The organism is Kitasatospora sp. NPDC096147, assembly GCF_044763225.1.
Taxonomy (GTDB): Bacteria; Actinomycetota; Actinomycetes; order Streptomycetales; family Streptomycetaceae; genus Kitasatospora.
Genome location: NZ_JBIWFX010000005.1, coordinates 364,194 through 385,470 on the forward strand (window position 1 = coordinate 364,194; position 21,277 = coordinate 385,470).

The 21,277-nt window shown below is 73.0% G+C and carries 20 protein-coding genes; 11 read left to right on the forward strand and 9 right to left on the reverse strand.

Annotated elements, in window-relative coordinates:
* Positions 1–3: 3 nt before the first annotated feature.
* Both rsgA and ACIRBX_RS19320 read right to left on the reverse strand, forming a co-directional pair.
* Entirely contained in the window at positions 4–1,089 is a 1,086-nt protein-coding gene (rsgA, locus tag ACIRBX_RS19315) for a ribosome small subunit-dependent GTPase A (protein ID WP_402298161.1), read from the reverse strand.
* Positions 1,090–1,373: 284 nt separating this feature from the next.
* Entirely contained in the window at positions 1,374–2,615 is a 1,242-nt protein-coding gene (locus ACIRBX_RS19320) for a YihY/virulence factor BrkB family protein (RefSeq protein WP_402298162.1), read from the reverse strand.
* A 168-nt stretch (positions 2,616–2,783) separates the two neighbouring features.
* Here ACIRBX_RS19320 and ACIRBX_RS19325 point away from each other — a divergent pair, with 168 nt between their 5' ends.
* From ACIRBX_RS19325 to ACIRBX_RS19375, 11 genes are all read left to right on the forward strand, one after another.
* The gene (locus ACIRBX_RS19325; RefSeq protein WP_310593185.1) at positions 2,784–2,867 is read left to right on the forward strand and encodes a putative leader peptide; all 84 of its coding nucleotides are present in this window, start codon (positions 2,784–2,786) and stop codon (positions 2,865–2,867) included.
* A gap of 184 nt (positions 2,868–3,051) precedes the next feature.
* Positions 3,052–4,776, forward strand: coding sequence for a nitrite/sulfite reductase (locus ACIRBX_RS19330; protein ID WP_402298164.1), 1,725 nt, complete (start codon positions 3,052–3,054; stop codon positions 4,774–4,776).
* Positions 4,773–4,949 (forward strand): hypothetical protein, encoded by a 177-nt coding sequence (locus ACIRBX_RS19335; protein WP_402298166.1) that lies wholly within the window; start codon positions 4,773–4,775, stop codon positions 4,947–4,949. The genes ACIRBX_RS19330 and ACIRBX_RS19335 overlap by 4 nt, the downstream gene beginning before the upstream one ends.
* Positions 4,933–5,631, forward strand: coding sequence for a phosphoadenylyl-sulfate reductase (locus tag ACIRBX_RS19340; protein WP_402298168.1), 699 nt, complete (start codon positions 4,933–4,935; stop codon positions 5,629–5,631). The genes ACIRBX_RS19335 and ACIRBX_RS19340 overlap by 17 nt, the downstream gene beginning before the upstream one ends.
* 91 nt (positions 5,632–5,722) lie before the next feature.
* The gene (gene cysC, locus ACIRBX_RS19345) at positions 5,723–6,271 is read left to right on the forward strand and encodes an adenylyl-sulfate kinase (RefSeq protein WP_402298427.1); all 549 of its coding nucleotides are present in this window, start codon (positions 5,723–5,725) and stop codon (positions 6,269–6,271) included.
* On the forward strand, positions 6,268–7,209 hold the full coding sequence (cysD, locus tag ACIRBX_RS19350; protein ID WP_402298169.1) for a sulfate adenylyltransferase subunit CysD: 942 nt from the start codon (positions 6,268–6,270) through the stop codon (positions 7,207–7,209). Before cysC ends, cysD begins: the two co-directional genes overlap by 4 nt.
* Positions 7,210–7,212: 3 nt before the next feature.
* Positions 7,213–8,526 (forward strand): sulfate adenylyltransferase subunit 1, encoded by a 1,314-nt coding sequence (locus ACIRBX_RS19355; protein WP_402298171.1) that lies wholly within the window; start codon positions 7,213–7,215, stop codon positions 8,524–8,526.
* A gap of 229 nt (positions 8,527–8,755) precedes the next feature.
* Complete coding sequence (locus ACIRBX_RS19360; RefSeq protein WP_402298172.1) at positions 8,756–9,892, forward strand: aliphatic sulfonate ABC transporter substrate-binding protein; 1,137 nt, start codon at positions 8,756–8,758, stop codon at positions 9,890–9,892.
* A gap of 136 nt (positions 9,893–10,028) precedes the next feature.
* Positions 10,029–10,832 (forward strand): ABC transporter ATP-binding protein, encoded by an 804-nt coding sequence (locus ACIRBX_RS19365; protein ID WP_402298174.1) that lies wholly within the window; start codon positions 10,029–10,031, stop codon positions 10,830–10,832.
* Positions 10,819–11,721, forward strand: coding sequence for an ABC transporter permease (locus tag ACIRBX_RS19370; protein ID WP_402298176.1), 903 nt, complete (start codon positions 10,819–10,821; stop codon positions 11,719–11,721). The genes ACIRBX_RS19365 and ACIRBX_RS19370 overlap by 14 nt, the downstream gene beginning before the upstream one ends.
* 10 nt (positions 11,722–11,731) lie before the next feature.
* Entirely contained in the window at positions 11,732–12,508 is a 777-nt protein-coding gene (locus ACIRBX_RS19375) for a sirohydrochlorin chelatase (RefSeq protein ID WP_402298177.1), read from the forward strand.
* A gap of 12 nt (positions 12,509–12,520) precedes the next feature.
* Here ACIRBX_RS19375 and ACIRBX_RS19380 read toward each other — a convergent pair whose 3' ends face one another.
* The 7 genes from ACIRBX_RS19380 to ACIRBX_RS19410 all read right to left on the reverse strand — a co-directional run bounded on the left by ACIRBX_RS19380 (position 12,521) and on the right by ACIRBX_RS19410 (position 21,122).
* Positions 12,521–13,468: an EamA family transporter gene (locus ACIRBX_RS19380; RefSeq protein WP_402298179.1), complete on the reverse strand. Its 948-nt coding sequence runs from the start codon at positions 13,466–13,468 to the stop codon at positions 12,521–12,523.
* Between the two features lie 43 nt (positions 13,469–13,511).
* Entirely contained in the window at positions 13,512–15,101 is a 1,590-nt protein-coding gene (locus ACIRBX_RS19385; RefSeq protein WP_402298180.1) for an ABC transporter substrate-binding protein, read from the reverse strand.
* A gap of 2 nt (positions 15,102–15,103) precedes the next feature.
* Complete coding sequence (locus ACIRBX_RS19390; RefSeq protein ID WP_402298182.1) at positions 15,104–16,348, reverse strand: acetyl-CoA carboxylase biotin carboxylase subunit family protein; 1,245 nt, start codon at positions 16,346–16,348, stop codon at positions 15,104–15,106.
* A 98-nt stretch (positions 16,349–16,446) separates the two neighbouring features.
* Positions 16,447–17,787, reverse strand: a complete 1,341-nt coding sequence (locus ACIRBX_RS19395; protein ID WP_402298184.1) for a hypothetical protein — start codon at positions 17,785–17,787, stop codon at positions 16,447–16,449.
* Between the two features lie 41 nt (positions 17,788–17,828).
* Positions 17,829–18,593 (reverse strand): GNAT family N-acetyltransferase, encoded by a 765-nt coding sequence (locus tag ACIRBX_RS19400; RefSeq protein WP_402298186.1) that lies wholly within the window; start codon positions 18,591–18,593, stop codon positions 17,829–17,831.
* Positions 18,593–19,873 carry an acetyl-CoA carboxylase biotin carboxylase subunit family protein gene (locus ACIRBX_RS19405; protein ID WP_402298188.1) on the reverse strand — a complete coding sequence of 427 codons (1,281 nt, stop codon included), beginning with the start codon at positions 19,871–19,873 and terminating at the stop codon, positions 18,593–18,595. The genes ACIRBX_RS19400 and ACIRBX_RS19405 overlap by 1 nt, the downstream gene beginning before the upstream one ends.
* Positions 19,860–21,122: an ATP-grasp domain-containing protein gene (locus tag ACIRBX_RS19410; RefSeq protein ID WP_402298190.1), complete on the reverse strand. Its 1,263-nt coding sequence runs from the start codon at positions 21,120–21,122 to the stop codon at positions 19,860–19,862. Before ACIRBX_RS19410 ends, ACIRBX_RS19405 begins: the two co-directional genes overlap by 14 nt.
* Positions 21,123–21,277 lie beyond the last annotated feature (155 nt).

A 21,277-nucleotide genomic window follows, 5' to 3' on the forward strand; every position in this document is an offset into this window, starting at 1 on the left:
CCACTACTTCTTCGGCGAACCCTGGGCCCGGACCGACTTGGTGATGGTCTTCCACTTCTTCAGCCGCTCGGCGGCCAGCCGGGCGTCCGTCCGGGAGGCGATCCAGGCGTTCTCCTTCTGGAGCTTCTGGTAGCTCTCCCAGCGGCGCACCGGCAGCGAGCCCTCCTCCAGCGCCGCCAGCACCGCGCACCCCGGCTCACCGGAGTGGCCGCAGTCGTGGAAGCGGCAGTCGGCGGACAGCTCGTCGATCTCGGCGAAGGCCATGTCCAGGCCCTCGCCGCCGAACAGGCCGGCGCCGCGCAGGCCGGGGGTGTCGATCACCACGCCGCCGCCCGGCAGCGGGATCATCTCGCGGGTGGTGGTGGTGTGCCGGCCCTTCTCGTCCACCGAGCGGGTGGACTGGACGACCATCGCCTCGGAGGAGCTGAGCGCGTTGGTCAGGGTGGACTTGCCGGCGCCGGACTGGCCGATCAGCACGCTGGTGGTGCCCAGGCAGGCGCGGAGCACGTCGATGCCCTCGCCGGTCTCGGCGCTCACCGCGAGCACCGTGACGCCGGGGGCCACGCCCTCGACGTCGTCCCGGACGAACGCGGCGTCACCGACCAGGTCGCACTTGGTCAGCACCACCAGCGGCTCGGCACCGGACTCCCAGGCGAGCGCGACGAAGCGCTCGATCCGCCCGAGGTCGGGGTCGGCGGCCAGCGAGACCGCGATCATCACGGTGTCCACGTTGGCCGCCAGCACCTGGCCCTCGGAGCGCTTGCCGGCGGTGGAGCGGATGATCGCGGTGGTCCGGGGCAGGACGGCCGCGACGCTGGGCATCGGTGCGGTGGTCAGGTCGACGCCGACCCAGTCGCCGGTGCAGACCCACTCGGCCGGGTCGGAGATGCGCACCGGGCGCAGGTCGGCCCGGACGGTGCCGGGCGCGCCGGAGCCGTCGTCGTCGAGCAGGACGTCGCACATCCCCCGGTCGACCCGGGTGACCCGGCCCGGCCGCAGGCCGGCGTGGGCGAAGAAGGCGAACTTGGCGGACCACTCGTCGTTCCAGCCGTAGGCGGACAGCGAGCGGTCGGTGGTGGAGAGATTCAACTTCGGGGAACCCTTCGAGGGGTGGCCCCGGCAGTCCGCGCCGCGCGCGGATCGTGAAGGGGTGTCAGCCGGAGACCACGGAGGTGGGGAGGACCTTCTGGGCGCGGACGGCGTCCGCAATGACGACAGTCACCACGGTCGTCACCTCCTTCTCGCTCAACGGCTGCACCGGGAGCGGCACGCTCCCGTCGCAGGCGACCCTAGCGAACCCCGGGCCGTCCGCGCACCCCATATACGACGGTGTGCCGGCCCACCCCCGTCCGACGGCGTGCCCTGGCGCACCGTCAGACGTGCCAACCGCCGGGCCGGTCGGTCTCCGGGGGCGGGGGCGGCGGACGGCGGCGCCGGTGGGTCCCGCCGGAGGCGAGCCGGCCGCGGACGTTCCCCGGCGGCAGGAAGTCGGCCCAGCGCTCGGGGTACTCGGAGGGCGGGTCGTCGTCCTCCTCCTCGTCCAGGTCCTCCTCGTGGCCCTCGCCGAGGCCCAGCTCGCGGGCCAGCCGGGCCCGCTCCACGGCCCGCCGGGCGGTGGCCTCGCGGACCACGGCGGCGGCGGCCTCCTCGCTGGCCCGCTCGTTCTCGGCGCGGGCGTCGGCGGTCTCGGTGGTCGGCCAGCGGCGGTCCAGCGCGGCGTTCATCGCGGCACCGATCAGCACCGCGAGCGCCACCACGCCGATCCACAGCAGCACCGCGACCGGGGCGGCCAGCTGTCCGTAGACCGAGCGGCCCTCGATCGAGGAGACCAGGTAGAGGCGGAGCAGCACGCTGCACACCACCAGCACCACCAGCGCCACCAGGGCGCCGGGGATGTCCTCCCGCCAGGGCGTGGAGACCGGCACGGCCACGTGGTAGAGGGTGGTGAGGAAGATGACCAGCAGGACGATGGCGGCCGGCCAGGAGAGCGCGCTGATCGCACCGGCCGAGTCGGGGCCGAGCGCGTTGCGCACCAGGCCGGGCCCGGCCAGCAGCAGCGGCAGCACCAGGGAGCCGATCACCAGGGCGCCGAGGTAGAGGCCGAGCGACATCAGCCGGGTCTTCACGATCCCGCGCTTGCCGTCCAGGCCGTACATCACGGTGATGGTGTCGATGAAGATGTAGAGCGCCCGCGAGCCGGACCAGAGCGAGAGCAGGAAGCCGATCGAGATCAGGTCCGGCCGGCCGCCCTCGTCGAAGACGCTGTTCAGCAGCGGCTGGACGATCTGCTGGATCGAGCTCGGGGCCAGCACGGTGGCACTGGCCTGCAGGATGTCCTGCTCCAGCTTCTCGATGGTGCCGGCGCCCAGGATGTCGTCCAGGTAGCCGAGGGTGCCGGCCAGGCAGAGCAGCAGCGGCGGGATGGAGAGCAGCGTGAAGAAAGCCGCCTCCGCCGCGAGTCCGGTGACCCGGTACTCGACGCAGGTGTTGGTGGTGTCCTTGACCAAGGTCCAGGCGGTCCGGCGCCACGTCGACTCACGGCGGCGGCGTCCGCGACGCCTGCGCCGGGAGGGGCGCTCGGCCCCCGTCCTGCTGGTTTCCCCTGCTGCTTGCACGCCCCTAACCTATCGGTCCCCGGGCGGCGGACGGACGAGCAACCTGACGAGGTCTCACCAGCCGTCCGGGCTGCGGCGCAACGATCGTGGTCTCACCCATCGAAACTCACGAGTCCACCATCCGGACGATGGTGGACCGGGGGTCGTGCGGCGTGCGAATCTCTTGCCATGCCGAGCGCCGGAACCACCCTAGTAGGTCGACTCCACGTCGATCTCCTTCGCGTGTCCAGCGCCATCTGTCCGGTGACCTGAGCCCACCCGCCGTCTCCCACCGCACCCGGCGCGAACCCGATTCGCCGTCCCCGCCGCAGCGGATGTGCGAGCCCCCGGCAAGGTCACTGCTCCCCCGTACCTCGTGGAGAACCCGCAGGTCGTAGCAGGTCCGTGCCCGGAAGCCCGCAGCCGCCACCAGAGCCACTGCCTTAAGGACTTCACCATGGCCAGCACCCCCGACCCGGTCGAGCCCCAGGCCGCCGGCGCGCCCGCGCGCCGCCCCGCGGCCGCCCGCAAGGTGACCCGCCACCGTGGCGAGGGCCAGTGGGGTCTCGGACACCGCACGCCGCTGAACCCGAACGAGCAGTTCAAGAAGGACGACGACGGTCTCAACGTGCGGACGCGCATTGAGACGATCTACGCCCAGCGCGGCTTCGACTCGATCGACCCGGCCGACCTGCGCGGCCGGATGCGCTGGTGGGGTCTGTACACCCAGCGCAAGGAGGGGATCGACGGCGGCAAGACCGCGATCCTGGAGCCGCACGAGCTGGACGCCGAGTACTTCATGCTCAGGGTCCGGATCGACGGCGGCCGGCTGACGGTGGCCCAGCTGAAGGCCGTCGCCGAGGTCTCGGAGAAGTACGGGCGCGGCACCGCCGACCTGACGGACCGGCAGAACGTGCAGTACCACTGGATCCGGATCGAGGACGTCCCGGCGATCTGGCGGACCCTGGAGGCGGTCGGCCTCTCCACCACCGAGGCCTGCGGCGACACCCCGCGCGTCATCCTGGGCTCCCCGGTGGCCGGCATCGCCGAGGACGAGATCATCGACGGCACCCCCGCCATCGACGAGATCATGCAGCGCTTCATCGGCAACCCGGACTTCTCCAACCTGCCGCGCAAGTTCAAGTCGGCGATCTCCGGCTCGCCGCTGCTGGACGTGGCCCACGAGATCAACGACATCGCCTTCGTCGGCGTCGAGCACCCCGAGCACGGCCCGGGCTTCGACCTCTGGGTCGGCGGCGGCCTCTCCACCAACCCCAAGCTGGGCGTCCGGCTGAACGCCTGGGTGCCGCTGGACGAGGTGGCCGACGTCTACGGCGGTGTGATCGGCATCTTCCGCGACTACGGCTACCGCCGCCTGCGCAACCGCGCCCGGTTGAAGTTCCTGGTCGCCGACTGGGGCCCGGAGAAGTTCCGCCAAGTGCTGGAGGACGAGTACCTCAAGTACAAGCTGGTGGACGGCCCGGCGCCGAAGGAGCCCTCCGGCCGCTGGCGCGACCACGTCGGCGTGCACCGGCAGAAGGACGGCAACTACTACGTCGGCTTCGCCCCCCGGGTCGGCCGGGTGAACGGCAAGCTGCTCGGCCAGATCGCCGAGCTGGCCGCCGAGCACGGCTCCGACCGCCTGCGCACCACCGCCGAGCAGAAGATGCTGGTGCTGGACGTCGCCGAGGACCGGGTCGAGTCGCTGGTGGCCGGCCTGGAGGCGCTGGACCTGCGGGTCACCCCGTCGCCGTTCCGGCGCGGCACGATGGCCTGCACCGGCATCGAGTACTGCAAGCTGGCGATCGTCGAGACCAAGGAGCGCGGTCGCACCCTGATCGACGAACTGGAGGCCCGCCTCCCGGAGTTCGCCGAGCCGCTGACCATCAACATCAACGGCTGCCCGAACGCCTGCGCCCGCATCCAGGTCGCCGACATCGGCCTCAAGGGCCAGCTGGTGACCGACGAGAACGGCGAGCAGGTCGAGGGCTACCAGGTGCACCTGGGCGGCGCGCTCGGGCTGGAGGCCGGCTTCGGCCGCAAGGTCCGCGGCCTCAAGGTCACCAAGGACGGCCTGCCGGACTACGTGGAGCGGGTCCTGACCCGCTACCAGGAGGACCGCACCGAGGGCGAGCGCTTCGCCCAGTGGACGGCCCGGGCCAGTGAGGAGCAGCTGTCGTGAGCGAACGCGCCGCGCCGTTCCACTGCCCGTACTGCGGCGACGAGGACCTCCGGCCCTCGGAGGCCGGCCACGGCTCCTGGGAGTGCCACTCCTGCCGCCGGGCGTTCCAGCTGAAGTACCTGGGCCTGCTGTCAACCACCCACGGGGGAACGGCACATGAGCAGCGTGACTGACTACGAGGCGATAGCCGCGAAGGCGGCCGTCGAGCTGGAGGAGGCTCCGGCGCAGGAGGTCCTGCGCTGGGCCGCCGAGACCTTCGGCCCGCGGTTCTGCGTCACCTCCTCGATGGAGGACGCCGTGGTGGCCCACCTGGCCTCCTCGGTCTTCCCCGGCGTGGACGTGGTCTTCCTGGACACCGGCTACCACTTCGCCGAGACCATCGGCACCCGGGACGCGGTGGCGGCGGTGATGCCGGTCAACGTCATCACCCTCAAGCCGCTTCAGACGGTGGCCGAGCAGGACGCCCAGTACGGCCCGAACCTGCACGATCGCGACAACGACCTGTGCTGCGCGCTGCGCAAGGTGGAACCGCTCAACCGCGGCCTGGCCGCCTACGACGCCTGGGCCACCGGCCTGCGCCGGGACGAGTCGCCGTCCCGGGCCAACACCCCGGTGGTGGCCTGGGACGCCAAGCGCCGCAAGGTGAAGATCGCCCCGATCGCCCGCTGGACCCAGGACGACGTGGACGCCTACGTCGCCGCCAACGGGGTGCTGCTCAACCCGCTGCTGTGGGAGGGCTACACCTCGATCGGCTGCGCGCCGCTCTCCTGCACCGCCAAGCCCGGCGAGGGCGAGGAGGGCCGCTCCGGCCGCTGGGCCGGCTCGGGCAAGACCGAGTGCGGCATCCACCTCTGACCGGCCGACCGACCGTCACACCCCTTGAGGAGAACGAACCGTGAGCACAGCCATCACCCCGGCCGCCGACGGAGCCGCAGAGGCGGCCCCGCTGGCCGCCCCCTGCGAGCGCGGCGCCACGGTGTGGCTGACCGGGCTGCCCAGCGCGGGCAAGACCACGCTCGCCTTCGCCCTGGCCGAGCGGCTGCGCGCCGAGGGCCACAGGGTCGAGGTCCTGGACGGTGACGAGATCCGTGAATTCCTGTCCAAGGGGCTGGGGTTCAGCAAGGAGGACCGGCACACCAACGTGGCCCGGATCGGCTTCGTGGCCGAGAAGCTGGCCCGGAACGGCGTGAAGGTGCTCGCCCCGGTGATCGCCCCCTACGCCGACTCCCGGGCCGCCGTCCGCGAGCGGCACGCCGGGCTCGGCACCGAGTTCCTCGAGGTGCACGTCGCCACTCCGGTCGAGCTCTGCTCGGAGCGGGACGTCAAGGGCCTCTACGCCAAGCAGGCGGCCGGCGAGATCTCCGGTCTCACCGGTGTGGACGACCCGTACGAGGCTCCGGCCGCACCGGAGTTGAGGATCCAGACGCAGGGCCGCCAGGTGACCGAGTCCGCCGCCGAGCTGTACGCCTTCCTGACCGAGAGGGGCCTCGCATGACCGCCACCGTGACGCACAGCCCGCTGGAGACCGCCGAGTCCCCCTTCGCGCTCTCGCACCTGGACGCCCTGGAGGCGGAGTCGGTGCACATCTTCCGCGAGGTGGCGGGTGAGTTCGAGCGGCCGGTGATCCTGTTCTCCGGCGGCAAGGACTCCATCGTGATGCTCCACCTGGCGCTGAAGGCGTTCGCCCCGGCGGCCATCCCGTTCTCGCTGCTGCACGTGGACACCGGCCACAACTTCCCCGAGGTCATCGACTACCGGGACCGGGTGGCGGCGCAGCACAACCTGCGCCTGCACGTGGCCAACGTCCAGGACTTCATCGACGACGGCCGGCTGCGCGAGCGCCCGGACGGCACCCGCAACCCGCTGCAGACCGTGCCGCTGCTGGACGCCATCGAGTCCCACAAGTTCGACGCCGTCTTCGGCGGCGGCCGTCGCGACGAGGAGAAGGCCCGGGCCAAGGAGCGGGTGTTCTCGCTCCGCGACGAGTTCGGCGCCTGGGACCCGCGCCGCCAGCGCCCCGAGCTCTGGTCGCTCTACAACGGCCGGCACGCGGTCGGCGAGCACGTCCGGGTGTTCCCGCTCTCCAACTGGACCGAGCTGGACGTCTGGCAGTACATCGAGCGGGAGAAGATCGAGCTCCCGGAGATCTACTACGCCCACCAGCGCCCGGTGTTCAAGCGCGACGGGATGTGGCTGACCGCCGGGGAGTGGGGCGGCCCCAAGGAGAGCGAGACGGTCGAGACCCGTCTCATCCGCTACCGCACCGTCGGCGACATGTCCTGCACCGGCGCCGTCGACTCCGACGCCGCCACCAACGCGGACATCATCACCGAGATCGCCGCCAGCCGCCTCACCGAGCGCGGCGCCACCCGCGCCGACGACAAGCTGTCCGAGGCCGCGATGGAAGACCGCAAGCGCGAAGGGTACTTCTAGACCATGAGCACCACCCAGGAAGCAACCGCCACCTCGCTGCTGCGCTTCGCCACCGCCGGCTCCGTCGACGACGGCAAGTCCACCCTGGTCGGCCGGCTGCTGCACGACTCCAAGTCCGTGCTGGCCGACCAGTTGGAGGCCGTCGAGCACGCCTCCCGCAACCGCGGCCAGGACACCCCGGACCTGGCGCTGCTCACCGACGGCCTGCGGGCCGAGCGCGAGCAGGGCATCACCATCGACGTGGCGTACCGCTACTTCGCCACCGCCCGGCGGCGGTTCATCCTCGCCGACACCCCGGGGCACGTGCAGTACACCCGGAACATGGTGACCGGCGCCTCCACCGCCGAGCTGGCCGTGGTGCTGGTCGACGCCCGCAACGGCGTGGTCGAGCAGACCCGCCGGCACGCCGCCGTGGCCGCCCTGCTGCGCGTCCCGCACGTGGTGCTCGCGGTCAACAAGATGGACCTCGTCGAGTACGACGAGCCCGTCTTCGCCGCCATCGCCGCCGAGTTCACCGCCTACGCCGCCTCGCTCGGGGTGGCCGACGTGGTGGCGATCCCGATCTCGGCGCTGGCCGGTGACAACGTGGTCGAGCCGTCCGCCCACATGGACTGGTACGGTGGCCCGACCCTGCTGGAGCACCTGGAGAACGTGCCCGTCGGCACCGACCCCAGCGAGGAGCCGGCCCGCTTCCCGGTCCAGTACGTGATCCGTCCGCAGACCGCCGAGCACCCCGACTACCGTGGCTACGCGGGCCAGTTGGCCTCCGGCGTGCTGCGGGTCGGCGACACCGTGACGGTGCTGCCGGCCGGCCGCACCACCACCGTGAGCGGGATCGACGCGCTCGGCACCGAGACCGACATCGCCTGGGCCCCCCAGTCGGTGACCGTCCGGCTCGCCGACGACATCGACATCTCGCGCGGCGACCTGATCGCCGGCGGTGCGGCTCCGGTCCCCACCAAGGACGTCGAGGCCACCGTCTGCCACCTGAACGAGCGCCCGCTGACCGTCGGCGCCAAGGTGCTGCTCAAGCACACCACCCGCACGGTGCGCGCGCTGGTCAAGGAGATCAGCTACCGCATCGACATCGACACCCTCGAACAGCGCTCCGGCGCAAGCGGGTTGGAGGTCAACGAGATCGGCCACGTGGTGCTGCGCACCGCCGAGCCGCTCGCCCTCGACCCCTACAGCGCGAACCGTCACACCGGGTCCTTCCTGCTGATCGACCCGGCCGACGGCACCACCCTCACCGCCGGCATGGCGGGCGAGGCCTTCGACACCACTTCCGCAGCAGAGCAACCCGACGAGGAGGACTAGGTCTGATGCCCAGCGAGGCGTTCTCGGGCATGGACAAGGAAGGCGGCCGCATCGGCAGCGGCGTCCTCGGCAGTGGCCAGGGCGGGCTGACGCGATGTGCAGGCGGACAGGGGCTCTGAGCCCCTGTCACCGGGGCGGCCGCTTCCCACAGCGGCGGTCGCTCCGGATCCGCAGGCACCCACGCCCGACTTTCTTTCTTTCTTCCATGAACTTGCCAGAGGACGAAACGATGACCGCGCACAGCACCTCCGCCCGCTTCAGACGGACCGCCACCGCCACCGTGGCCGGCCTGACCGCGATCGGCCTGCTCTCGGCCTGCGGCTACGGCTCCAAGAACGAGGACAAGCCCGCCGCCGCGCCGGCTGCGGCCTCCTCCTCGGCCGGCGGCGAGGCCAAGAAGCTCTCCGCCGACACGGTGAAGATCGGCTACTTCGCCAACCTGACCCACGGCACCCCGCTGGTCGGCCTGAAGGAGGGCCTGATCCAGAAGGAGCTGGGCTCCACCCAGGTCAAGACCCAGATCTTCAACGCCGGCCCGGCCGAGATCGAGGCGCTGAACGCCGGCTCGATCGACATCGGCTGGATCGGCCCCTCCCCCGCCATCAACGGCTTCACCAAGTCCAACGGTGAGTCGCTGAAGATCATCGGCGGCTCGGCCTCCGGCGGTGTCCGACTGGTCGTCAACCCCGAGAAGATCAAGTCGGTGGACGACCTCAAGGGCAAGAAGATCGCCACCCCGCAGATCGGCAACACCCAGGACGTCGCCCTGCTCTCGTTCCTGAACAGCAAGGGCTGGAAGGTCGACGCCAACTCCGGCGCCGGCGACGTCTCGGTCGTCCGCTCGGACAACAAGGTCACCCCCGACGCCTACAAGTCCGGCTCCATCGACGGCGCCTGGGTCCCCGAGCCGACCGCCTCCAAGCTGGTCACGCTCGGCGCCAAGGAGCTGCTCAACGAGAAGTCGCTCTGGCCGGACAACAAGTTCGTGATCACCAACATCATCGTCTCGCAGAAGTTCCTCAAGGAGCACCCGGACGTGGTGGAGGCCGTGCTGCGCGGCTCGGTGAACACCAACGCCTACATCAAGGCAAACCCGGACAAGGCCAAGGCCGCTGCCAACGAGGCCATCAAGGAGGCGGCCGGCAACTCGCTGGAGGCCGCCATCCTCGACCCGGCCTGGGCCGACATCGACTTCATCGACGACCCGCTGGCCTCCACCCTGCAGAAGGAGGCCGACAACGCGGTGACCGCCGGCCTGCTCAAGAAGCCCAACCTGGCCGGGATCTACGACCTGACCCTGCTGAACAAGGTGCTCAAGGAGAAGAGCCAGGCCGCCGTCGCGGACGCCGGGCTCGGCACCAAGTAAGCAGCGCCACCGGACTCCGAGGTCCGTGTCCCCGCCCAGCCCGGTCGATGCCCAGTCAACGGGCCGGGCGGGGCCGGACCCCGGCTCCCACTCCCTTCGCCAGCCGCCAGACCAGTCACCCAGGAGGTGCCCGGAGATGACCACGGCACTGACCACCTCGAAGAGCGCGCCGAGCGCCGAGGCCCCGACCGGCGCTCCCGCCGTCCGGCTCTCGCACGTCCACAAGTCCTTCGGCCGCCCCGGCGCGGCCACCCACGTGCTGGACGACATCACCCTCGACGTCGCCCCGGGTGAGTTCGTCACCCTGCTGGGCGCCTCGGGCTGCGGTAAGTCCACCCTGCTCAACCTGGTGGCCGGGCTGGACAAGCCCACCGCCGGCGACATCGAACTGGGCGGCAACCGGCCCGCGTTGATGTTCCAGGAGCACGCGCTCTTCCCCTGGCTGACGGCCGGCAAGAACATCGAGCTGGCCCTGCGGCTCGGCGGCACCCCGAAGGCCGAGCGGCGCGCCGAGGCCGAGCGGCTGCTCGAACTCGTCCGCCTGCACGGCTCGTACGGCAAGCGGGTGCACGAGCTCTCCGGCGGCATGCGCCAGCGGGTGGCGCTGGCACGGGCGTTGGCCCAGGGCAGCGACGTGCTGCTGATGGACGAACCGTTCGCCGCGCTCGACGCCATCACCCGTGACGTGCTGCACGACGAGCTGACCCGGATCTGGGCCGAGCGCAAGCTCACCGTGCTGTTCGTCACCCACAACGTGCGCGAGGCCGTCCGCCTCGCCCAGCGGGTGGTCCTGCTCTCCTCCCGGCCCGGCCGGGTCGCCAAGGAGTGGCGGATCGACCTGCCGCAGCCCCGCCGGATCGAATCCGCCGGCGTGGCCGACCTGTCCATCGAAATCACCGACGAGCTGCGTGGGGAGATCCGCCGCCATGGCCAGCACTGACACCACCCCCCTGCTCGACAAGACCCCGAGCCCCAGCTCCGCCGACGTCGGGGCCGGCCTGGACGCGCTGGACGCCGTCGTCACCACCCGCACCCCGCTGCTGGTGACGCTGCGCCAGAAGGCACTGCCGCCGGTCATCGCCATCGCCCTGGTGCTGGTGGTCTGGCAGGCCGCCTTCAGCCTGGAGCTGACCGACAGCTACAAGCTGCCGAGCCCCGGCATGGTCTGGGCCTCACTGGTCGACCTCTGGGGCCAGGGCACGCTGTTCAGCATCATCTGGACCAGCCTCTGGCGCGGTCTGTCCGGCTTCGTGGCCGCCGTGGTCATCGGCACCCCGATCGGCCTGCTGGTCGCCCAGGTCAAGCCCGTCCGGGCGGCCATCGGCCCGATCCTCTCCGGCCTCCAGTCGCTGCCGTCCGTGGCCTGGGTGCCCGCCGCCGTCATCTGGCTGGGCGTCAACAACTCGACCATGTACGCGGTGATCCTGCTCGGCGCCGTGCCGTCCGTCGCCAACGGCCTGGTGGCCGGCATCGACCAGGTGCCGCCGATCCTGCTCCGGGCCGGCCGCACCATGGGCGCCAGCGGCCTCGTCCAGGCCCGGCACATCCTGCTGCCGGGCGCCCTGCCGGGCTACCTGGCCGGGCTCAAGCAGGGCTGGGCGTTCTCCTGGCGCTCCCTGATGGCGGCCGAACTGATCGCCGCCTCGCCCGAGTTGGGCATCGGCCTGGGCCGCTACCTGGAGAACCAGCGGGAGTTCGCCGACATGTCCGGCGTGCTGCTCGGCATCATCCTGATCCTGATCGTCGGCGTCGCCATCGACCTGCTGTTCTTCAGCCCGCTGGAGCGCCGGGTGCTCCGCAACCGCGGCCTGCTGCACGGCACCCGGTAGGGCCGCACCGATGCTCCTGCACCACGGCACCCCGCCCGCGCCCCGCCACCACGGCGGTGGCGCGGGCGGGCCCGCCCTGCTCCTGATCGCGCACGGCAGCCGCGATCCGCGCCACGCCGCCACGGTGGACGCGCTGACCCGCCGGCTCCGCGCCCTGCGGCCGGAGGTGGAGATCAGCACCGCCTACCTGGACCACTGCGCACCCCGGCTCGGCCAGGTCGCGCCCCGGCTGCGCGGCGCGGTCGCCGTCCCGCTGCTGCTCAACCGGGCCTTCCACGCCCGCAGCGACATCCCTGCCGCGCTGCGCGAGGCCGGCGCGGCCGACCTCCCGCTGGCCGAGGTGCTCGGCCCCTCCCCACTGCTGCTGGCCGCCCTGGACCGCCGCCTCACCGAGGCCGGCCTCGACCTCGCGGACGCCCCGCACACCGGTCTGGTGCTGGCCGCCGCCGGCTCCTCCGACCAGGCGGCCAACGCCGCCACCCGGGCCGTCGCCGAGGAGTACCGCCGCACCCGGGGCTTCGCCGCCGTCGAGGTGGCGCACGCCTCCGCCGTCCCGCCGCACCCCGCCGACGCCATCGCCGCCCTGCGCGCCCGGGGCCTGCGCCAACTGGCCGTCGCCCCCTACCTGCTGGCCCCCGGCCTGCTCCCCGACCGGATCGCCGAAGCCGCCCGCACGGCCGGCATCGACCTGGTCGCCCCGGTCCTCGGCGCCGCCCCGGAGATCGCCGAGCTGCTCCTGCTGCGCTACGACCGGGCCGCCCACCGCTCGGGCCTGCTGGCGGCCTGACGGCCCGTCGTCTCAGGAGCGCACGGGCTGCTGCGCCACGCCGGTCTCCGGCTCCGTCTCCCGCTCCGATTCCGCCTCGGCCTCCATCCGGTCCTGCTCCTGCGGCTTGCGCTCCCCGCCCCGGACGGCGCCCAGGCTGGCGGCCACCACGCAGACCAGGCCCGCGAGTTGGGCCACCGTCAGGCTCTGGTGCAGCAGCAGGAAGCCGATCAGCGCGGCGAAGCCCGGCTCGAAGCTGAGCAGGGTGCCGAGCGCACCCGTGGTGAGGCGGCGCAGCGCCATCATCTCCAGCACGTAGGGCAGCACCGGCAGCAGCACCGCCGCCCCGGCCGCGCCGAGCAGCATCCCGGGCGTGAGCACCGGCACCGCGTGCACCAGGCCGAACGGCGCGGTGCAGAGCGCCGCCACCGTCACCGCGAAGGCCAGGCCGTCGACGCCGGAGAAGCGGTCGCCGACCCGCTGACTGAAGATCACGTAACCGCCGAGGGCCGCCCCGGAGAGCACGCCGAAGGCCAGGCCGACCGGGTCGAGCGAGCCGTTCCAGGGCTGGGTCAGGGCGAGCACGCCACCGAGCGCGAGCAGCGGCCAGACCACGTCACGGCGCCGCCGCAGGCCGAACACCGCGACGGCCAGCGGGCCGAGGAACTCCAGCGCGCTGGAGACGCCCAGCGGGATGCGGTCGATCGCGGCGAAGTAGGACAGCGTCATCACCGCACTGATGACCCCGAAGGCCCCGGCCACCAGCAGGTCGGAGCGGCTGCGACCGCGCAGCCGGGGGCGGGCCCAGACCAGCAGGATCACGGCGGCGAAGGCGAGCCGGAGCGAGGCCGTCCCCAGCGGCCCGGCGACCGGGAACATCCAGGTGGAGACGGCCGCGCCGGTCTGCACGCTGACCATCGCGGCGACCGCGAGGCCGGCGGCGCCGTAGACGCCGGAGCGGGCGCCGGGAGGCTGGGGCATGGGGTGGATCTCCTTCGGGTGGGTGGTGGCGCGGGCGGACCCGTCAGGGTGTCACCAGGACGGTGCGCAGGTCGAGTTCGCCCTGGCAGGTCATCGCGACCCGGGACAGCCGTGCCGAGTACCCGGCCACCGCCCACTCCTGCCAGAGCGGGACGTGCGGGAGGTCCTCGGCCAGCAGGCGTTCGGCCTGCTGGTAGCGGAAGGTGGCGGCCCCGGGGTCGGGGGTGCGGTCGGCCTCGGCCAGCAGTGCGTCGAACTCCGGGCGGTGGTAGCCGCTCTCGTTGGACGGGCTGCGGCTGTGGAACTGCGGGCGGAGGAAGTTCTCCAGCGCCGGGTAGTCGGCCGCCCAGTCGGCCCGGACGATGCCGGTCACCGTGCGGTCGGCGACCGCGTCGGCGTAGCCCCGGACGGTGTCGTAGAGGACCAGCTCGCAGGCGAGGCCGAGGGTCTCGGTCAGACAGGCGGCGATCTCGCCGAGCCAGCCCTCGGCGCTGGCCGGCGAGTGGAACTCCAGCGGGCCGGTGAAGCCCGAGCGGGCCAGCAACTCCCGTGCGGCCTCCGGGTCGTGGCGGCAGTACGGGCCCGCCTGGCCGGGCAGGTGGCCGGGGATGCCGGGCACCGACCAGCCGTCCGCGATCCGCTGCCGGCCGCCGAGCGCGCGGCGGACCACCCGCTCGCGGTCGATCGCCAGCGAGACGGCCTTGCGCAGCTCCGGCGAGTCGTAGCCGGGCAGGTAGGACGGGAAGGCGAGCGCCTGGAGCTCCAGGCCGTCCCGGCCGGTGATCCGGCCGGCCAGCTCGCGCTCCGCGCCGCCGTCCGCGACCAGGGCGTGCGGCAGTGCCTCCAGGTAGTCCAACTCACCCGCCAGCAGCGCCCGGTAGGCACTCTCCCGGTTCGGGTAGGAGATCAGCCGGAGGTCCCGGACCAGCGGGACGAACGGGCCGGGGTAGGGCTGGTGCCTGGTCAGCCGCAGCTCGGCCGGGCCGGCCTCGACCAGCCGGTACGGGCCGTTGCCGACCGGGCTCGCCAGGTAGCCCGCCCGGTCGGTGAAGTACCGGGCGGGCAGCGGCAGGTAGGCCGCCGCGCCGAGCATCACGGGGAACAGCCCGAACGGCTCGGCCAGCGTGACGGTGAAGGTCAGCTCGTCCAGCACGGTCAGCCCGCGCATCCGCTCGGCGGTGGGCTCCCCGGTGGCCGGGTGGACCTCGTGGTAGCCGAGCACCTTCTCGAAGGCGGTGGCCCCGGCCTGCCGGTTGGCGGCGTGCGCGGTGTGGTTCCAGGCGTCGACGAAGGAGGCGGCGGTGACGGGGGTGCCGTCGTGGAAGGTCCAGCCCGGGTGCAGGGAGACCGTGAAGGTGGTGGCGTCCTGACTGGTGATCGAACGGGCCACCGCCTCGTGGGCGCTGCCGTCGGCCGGGTCGTAGGCGACCAGGCCGGTGAAGAGCAGGCCCAGGACGCGGGTGCCGCAGTGCTCGACGGTGTCCCCCGGCACCAGCGGGCGCACCGGCGGCCGGTCGTAGTTGTACAGCCGGACCTCGACGGGCTGCACCTCGGTGGGCTGTACGTCGTCGGGCCCGGCCGGAGGGGTGGGCCCGGCCTGAAGGGTGGGCCGGGCCTCGGCGGAGTGACTCACCGTCAGACCCCGGCCGGCTGGACGTGGTCGGCCGCCACCCGGTAGTCCCGGGCGGTGGCGTCCACCGCCCGCTGGACGGCGGCGGCGTCCGGGCCCCGGAACCGGAACCGGCCGCCGACGTGCTCGTAGCCGTGGGCCGGCGGCAGCACGTAGCCGGCCTCGGGCACCCACTCCGCGTACGGGCCGGGGGTGCGCCCGGTCATCGGGGTGGCCCGGGTGAAGCGGCAGGGGCGCTCGGCCGGGGCCGGGATCACGATGAAGCCGGCCACCTCCTGGGTGTCCCAGTCGATCCCGTCCCGCAGCGGCTGCCCGAGCTGGAGGTGGAAGGCGGCCTCCATCAGGTCCCAGTCGTGCACCTCCCGCCAGAGGAACGGGGTCTCCGCGCCGCCGACCCGGGCGCCGACCTCCAGGAAGGAGCAGCTCGCACCGTCCGGGCCCTCCTCCAGGAAGACCTCCAGGTGGAACGGGGTGGCCTCGTCGGTGAGCGCCCGCAGGAAGCCCTCGGCGTACTCGCCGATCACCCGGTGCAGCTCGGGGTCGGCCTCCTCGATCGAGCCGTAGTAGCTGCCGTGGGCGAAGTCCAGGCAGGTCCTGACGTACCGTGAGGCACGCCAGACCAGCAGCCCGGTGCCGTCGAAGACGCCGTCGACGTGCAGGATCGGGTGCGGGTTGCGGGCCTGCACCATCAGGTCGGTGCGGTCGAAGTCGACCAGCACCAGGTCCTCGGGGCCGGTGACCGCCAGGACGCCGGCGCTGCCGGAGCCGGAGCGGGGCTTGACGATCAGGTCCCAGCCGTGGACGGCCGCGAAGGCGTGCGCGTCGGCGGGGCCGGTCAGCGGGGCGAAGGCCGGGATCGGCAGGCCGGCCGCCGCGATCCGCTCCCCCATCACCACCTTGTCCCGGAAGGTCTCGGCGGTCTCCGGGCGCATCCCCGGCAGCCCGAGCTCGACCCGGAGCGCGGCGGCGTTCTCCAGGTCCTCCTCCTTGAGCGTGATCAGCAGGTCGGGGGCGCCGTGACGCTCCGCCAGGCCGAGCACGGCGGCGCGCAGCTGGGCCGGGTCCTCGATGTCGTCGAGGGTGACCACCTCGGCCGCGCCGGCCGGGACGGCGCCCCGGCCCAGCGGGCTGGTGACGTAGGTGACGGCGCAGCTGGTGTGGTCGAGGTAGGCCGCGTAGTCGGCATACCGGTCCTGCCAGCGGTTCATCACGATGACGTGGGACAGGCCATGGTCGGCGGTGGTGCTCAACGTGTCGTCCGTTCTGGTGCGCAGTGGGGTGCGGGAGCGGTCGGAAGGGGCGTGGTGGGGTGCGGGAGCGGTCGGAAGGGGCGTGGTGGGATGCGGGCTCAGTAGGTGAGCACGGCCCCGGTGTGGACCAGGTCGATGCAGCGGTGGCCGATCACCTGGCTGGAGTCGGCCGGGATCACCCGGGCCTGGGCCCCGGCGTAGCCGTCGGGCTGGTAGAAGACGCCCCACAGGGTCTGCCAGGGCTGCTCCAGCCCGGTGGCCGGGTCGACCATGTACTCGGTGCGCGGCACGACCCGCTGCTGGAGCACGCAGCCGGCCTCGGCCCCGGCCCGCAGGGCGCGGCGCCACTCCTCGGGGGAGGTCTCCCAGCCGGCCACCACACCGTGGCCGCCGAACAGGTTGTTGGGCTTGAGGATCAGCGTCCCGCGCAGCTCGGTGAGCTCCTCCAGCAGGCCGGGCTCGGCCAGGTCGGCGGCGCTCTGCAACGAGCGGGTGCGGGGCAGGGCGCGGTCGATGACGGCGCGTTCGGCGGCGCTGAAGTGCGCGGCGTGCCGCGGGTCGGAGAGCAGCGCCATGCAGCCCTTCTCGCCGAACAGGTTGCTCTGCAGGGTGTGCCAGAGCAGCACCCGGCCCTCCTCGTGGGCGCGCAGCACCGGTTCGGCGAGCTCCAGGTGCCAGGGCTCGGCGAGCAGCTGATCGGTGTCGAAGGCCCGCCAGATCACGTCGACCTCGCGGCCGTCCAGCACGATCCGGCCGTCCTTCTCGGTCAGGTCACCGAGCTCGCCGAGCATCAGGTCCAGGCCGAGCGAGCGCATCACCCGCTGGACGTTGTACCAGGTCGCGGCGCCGAACTCGGCCAGCCCGCCCGGGGCTTCGACGATCGCCACCACCGGCTCCCTGCCGCCGGTGAAGGCGGCGCCGGCCGCCTTCACCGTGCGCACGGTCTCCCGGCCGGTGTGCACGTAGCCGAGGCCGTGCTCGCGGGCGAAGGCGGCGAACTCCCCGATCTCCAGCAGGCCGCGCGGCACCTCACCGGCCCAGTCCCAGCCGCCGAGGTCGCTGCCGATGCCGAACTCCAGCAGCTTGAAGCCCTCGCCGTCGTGGTAGGCGTCGGCGCGGCCGAACAGCACCGGGGTCTCGCGGGCGTGACGGAGCATCAGCTCGGCCCGGGCCCCGTGCACGCCGACCGCCGCGCAGAACCGGTCCAGGTCACCGTCGAAGAGCCGGTCGGGCAGCGAGACCAGCATGCCGAGCAGCTCCGTCAGGTCCGCGCCGAAGGCGCGCAGTTCGTGCTCCGCGACGAAGTTCGGGCGGGGCGGGTAGGGGCGCTTCCAGGTCGGGATCTCCGGATTGGCCGCCAGTTCGGCCATCACGTCGAGCAGGCCGTTGCCGGGGACCTTGCACGCCGCGTTGTACGCCGCCGTCACGGGGTTGGTCATGGTGCTTCCGTCTCTCTGGGTGCTGGGGAGGAGCGGGGTGGTCAGAGGTCGAGGACCAGATCGGTGGTGGGCCGGGAGACGCAGAGCAGGACCTCGCCGTCCTGCGGCTCGTAGCCGGGCTCCATGTCGTAGGTGACGGTGCCGCGCCGGATCCTCACCGCGCAGGTGCCGCACACCCCGGCCCAGCAGCGCGAGTCGGTCTTCACCTGGGCGCCCCGGGAGAACTGGAGCAGCGCGGTGGCGGACGGGTCCCACTCGACCTGGCGGCCGGAGCGGGCGAACTCGATCCGCAGGCCGCCCAGCAGTCCGAGGGTGTGCACCTCGTCGTGGCCGTCCACGGTGGCCCGGCCGAGCACCTCGGGGCCGTGCTCCGGGTGCTCGGTGAAGCCGAGGGCGGTGAACCAGGCCCGGGCCGGGCCCGGGGTGACGGTCACCCCGGTGGCCTGCTCGGCGCGCAGCGCGAGGAACAGCCCGGCCAGCGCCAGCCGGCCCGTCCCGGTGCCGCGCCACCGCGGATCGACCACCAGGTCGTACAGCTCCGCCGTGCCGTCGGCGCGGCGGTCCGCCGCGCAGCAGGCCACCGGCTCGCCTTGGTGCTCGACCAGGCAGAAGTCCTCGGCGCGGGAGCCGTCCCGCGCCGGGAAGGAGCCGTCCGGCGGCAGGCCGTCCGTCCCCCGGTGGGCCCGGATCAGACCGGCCAGCACCTCGGCGTCCTCGGCGGTGGCCTGACGGACCCTCACCTCCTCGATGTCCGGGCCGCCCTGGGAGACCAGCACGTCGGTCGAGGTCATCGCGCGGGCGGGCATCAGGCACCCACCCGGACCGGCTCGGCCGAGGAGGGAACGGCAGGCGCCGGGCGGCCGGGCTCGGTGGTGAGCCGGTAGCGGGCCATCACCTGCTCGGCGGCGCGCCGCACCGCCGCGTGGTCGGCGCCGCGCAGCCGGAACCGGCCGCCGATCTGCTCGTAGCCGCCGCTGCCGTCGAAGACCGTGCCGAGCGCGGGCAGCACCTCGGCGTAGACCTCGGGCACCTCGCCCAGCAGCGAGGTGCGGCCGGTCAGCGTGCTCGGCCACGGCTTCGGCTCAGGGATGCTGACCCAGCCCACCCGCTCGGCGGGCTGCGGGAGTTCGGTGGCCGGCACGGTCGGCGGCAGGCCGACGGTGGCCCGGAACGCCTCGGCGAACAGGTCGATGCCGAACAGGTCGCGGTGGACGAACGGCACCTCGGCGCCGCCCGGCCGCAGGCCGACCTCCAGGAAGACCAGCTCGCCCGAGGCGGTCTCGAACAGCTCCAGGTGGAACGGGCCGTCGACCAGGCCGAGCGCGTCCAGGCAGCCGCCGGTGAAGGCGGTGATCCGGTCGAGGCGCTCGCCGGCGTCCAGCATGACCGAGCCGAGCGGCACGCCCTCGGTGAAGTCCAGGCAGGTGTTCAGGTACTGCGAGGCGCTGACGAAGTGGAAGGCCGAGCCGCGCCGGACGCCGTCGACGTGCAGGACCTCGCCCTCGACGTACTCCTCGCACTCGTAGCCGTCCAGCTGTCCGGAGTTGACGGCCAGCCAGTCGGCCAGCGCCCCCTCCTCGCGGATCAGCTCCACCCCGCGCGAGGACCAGCCGGCCCGGGGCTTGACGATCAGCGGCAGCCCGACCTCGGCGGCCACGGCGGCGGCGGTGCTCCCCCCGTCCAGCCGGCGGAAGTGCGGCACCCGCAGGCCGGCCGCGCCGATCAGGTCCTTCATCCGGGCCTTGTCGCGGAACGCCTCGACGAACTCCACCGACCAGCCCGGCACGCCGAGCGCGGCGCGCAGCCGGGCGGTGGTGACCACGTCGTACTCGGACGGGCCGACGATCGCGTCGAAGCCGCCGTGGATCTCGGCGAGCCGACGGGCGATCGGCAGCAGGGTGTCGTACTCCAGGTCGTCCGTCACCACCAGGTCCAGCGCGCCCTCGGCGTCCAGCACCGGCAGCCCGGCCGGCAGGGTGATGTGCACCAGCTCGCAGCTGCCGGGCTCGACGAAGCGGTGGTACTCGCCGAACTCGTCGTCGAAGCGGTTGACCACCAGGTACCGCGGGAGTTCACGACTGGACAAAGCGCACCTCGTTCCGTACCGCGTGCCAGCGCTCGACGGCCTCTTCGTAGGACTCGGCCCGGTAGACCACGTGGCCGAGGAAGCAGCGGAAGTCCTCCGCCGGGGGGATCTCCTCCCCGGCCGGGAGGTAGACCTGGACGTCCAGGGTGTCGGGGTGGGCCCGCAGCTCCTCGATGCCCTCGATCCGGTCGTAGCGGGTCAGCCCGTACTCGGTGAAGCAGGCGATGCCGACGTACTTGGCGCTCGGCGCCCCGTGCGCCCCCACCTGCCGGCTGTCCAGCCCGGTGTAGGCGCCCACCATCACACCGACCTGGTCGACGCCGGTGACGGCCTCCACCAGGGTCGGGATGCGGTGCCCGGCCAGCCGGGCGCCCAGCTCGATCAGCACCGGCTCGCCGCCGGGCAGCCGCAGCTCGCAGTGGAACGGGCCGCGCACCACGCCGAGCGCCTTGCAGACCCCGGCCACGTACTTCTCGATCGCGGCCCGGGTGACCAGGTCGCAGTCCCGGGGCATGACCTGGCCCAGCTCGACGAAGTACGGCTCGGGGCCGAGCATCTTGGTGGTGACCGCGAGGACCACCGTCCAGCCGTCCTCGACGTAGCCCTCGACGCTGATCTCCGGACCGTCCAGGTACTCCTCCAGCAGCACCGGCCCGGCCAGGTCGCGGCCCAGGTCGGTACGGGTGTCGGCCCTCAAGTGCCGGTAGGCCGCCAGGAGTTGGCCGAGGTCCTCGACCCGGCTGACGTGGATGCTGCCGGCCGACTCGGTCGGCTTCAGCACCGCCGGGAAGCCGACGTGCGCGGCGGCGGCCGTCAGCCCGTCCTCGTCCCGGACCTCGGCGAAGCGCGGCACCCGCAGACCGGCGGCCTCGACCAGGGTGCGCATCCGGGCCTTGTTCCGGAGCCCGTCGGCGATCTCCGCCCGCAGGCCGGGCAGGCCGAGCGCGGCGGCCAGCCGGGCGGTGGTGTCGACGTAGAACTCGAAGCCGGGGACCAGGCCGGTGAACGGCCGCTCCGCGTGCAGGTCGGCGACGGCCGCCAGCAGCGCGGCCTCGTCGTTGGTGTCGACCACCAGCAGCTGGTCGGCCGAGGCCCGGGCGGTCTCCGGCAGCCGCCGGTCGTCCCGGTCGGCGGTGGCCACCACGACCTCGAAGCCGAGGGCGCGGGCCTTGTCCAGCAGGGCGAGCCCCGACGAGCTGGGCTCGACGATCAGGACGCGCCCGGCGGGAGCGGGCGGGTGTACGGACATCAGTGATCATCCCTCGGGACGCGGCGTGACGGGTGGAGTGGTCCGGCGGTGGTGGGGGGGGCGGCGGGGGGGGGGGCGGCCCCCCCCCCGCCCCCCCCCCCCGGGCGCGAGCCCGCCCCCCCGCGGACGGGCCAGCCCCGGGGGCAGGACCTACC

Excerpts from the sequence above, each read along its gene's own strand:
- ACIRBX_RS19325 (WP_310593185.1), top strand. The coding sequence starts at position 2,784 with ATGCCGAGCGCCGGAACCACCCTAGTAGGTCGACTCCACGTCGATCTC.
- ACIRBX_RS19330 (WP_402298164.1), top strand. The coding sequence starts at position 3,052 with ATGGCCAGCACCCCCGACCCGGTCGAGCCCCAGGCCGCCGGCGCGCCC.
- ACIRBX_RS19340 (WP_402298168.1), top strand. The coding sequence starts at position 4,933 with ATGAGCAGCGTGACTGACTACGAGGCGATAGCCGCGAAGGCGGCCGTC.
- cysD (WP_402298169.1), top strand. The coding sequence starts at position 6,268 with ATGACCGCCACCGTGACGCACAGCCCGCTGGAGACCGCCGAGTCCCCC.
- ACIRBX_RS19355 (WP_402298171.1), top strand. The coding sequence starts at position 7,213 with ATGAGCACCACCCAGGAAGCAACCGCCACCTCGCTGCTGCGCTTCGCC.
- ACIRBX_RS19360 (WP_402298172.1), top strand. The coding sequence starts at position 8,756 with ATGACCGCGCACAGCACCTCCGCCCGCTTCAGACGGACCGCCACCGCC.
- ACIRBX_RS19365 (WP_402298174.1), top strand. The coding sequence starts at position 10,029 with ATGACCACGGCACTGACCACCTCGAAGAGCGCGCCGAGCGCCGAGGCC.
- ACIRBX_RS19370 (WP_402298176.1), top strand. The coding sequence starts at position 10,819 with ATGGCCAGCACTGACACCACCCCCCTGCTCGACAAGACCCCGAGCCCC.
- ACIRBX_RS19375 (WP_402298177.1), top strand. The coding sequence starts at position 11,732 with ATGCTCCTGCACCACGGCACCCCGCCCGCGCCCCGCCACCACGGCGGT.
- ACIRBX_RS19380 (WP_402298179.1), bottom strand. The coding sequence starts at position 13,468 with ATGCCCCAGCCTCCCGGCGCCCGCTCCGGCGTCTACGGCGCCGCCGGC.
- ACIRBX_RS19395 (WP_402298184.1), bottom strand. The coding sequence starts at position 17,787 with ATGACCAACCCCGTGACGGCGGCGTACAACGCGGCGTGCAAGGTCCCC.
- ACIRBX_RS19400 (WP_402298186.1), bottom strand. The coding sequence starts at position 18,593 with ATGCCCGCCCGCGCGATGACCTCGACCGACGTGCTGGTCTCCCAGGGC.
- ACIRBX_RS19410 (WP_402298190.1), bottom strand. The coding sequence starts at position 21,122 with ATGTCCGTACACCCGCCCGCTCCCGCCGGGCGCGTCCTGATCGTCGAG.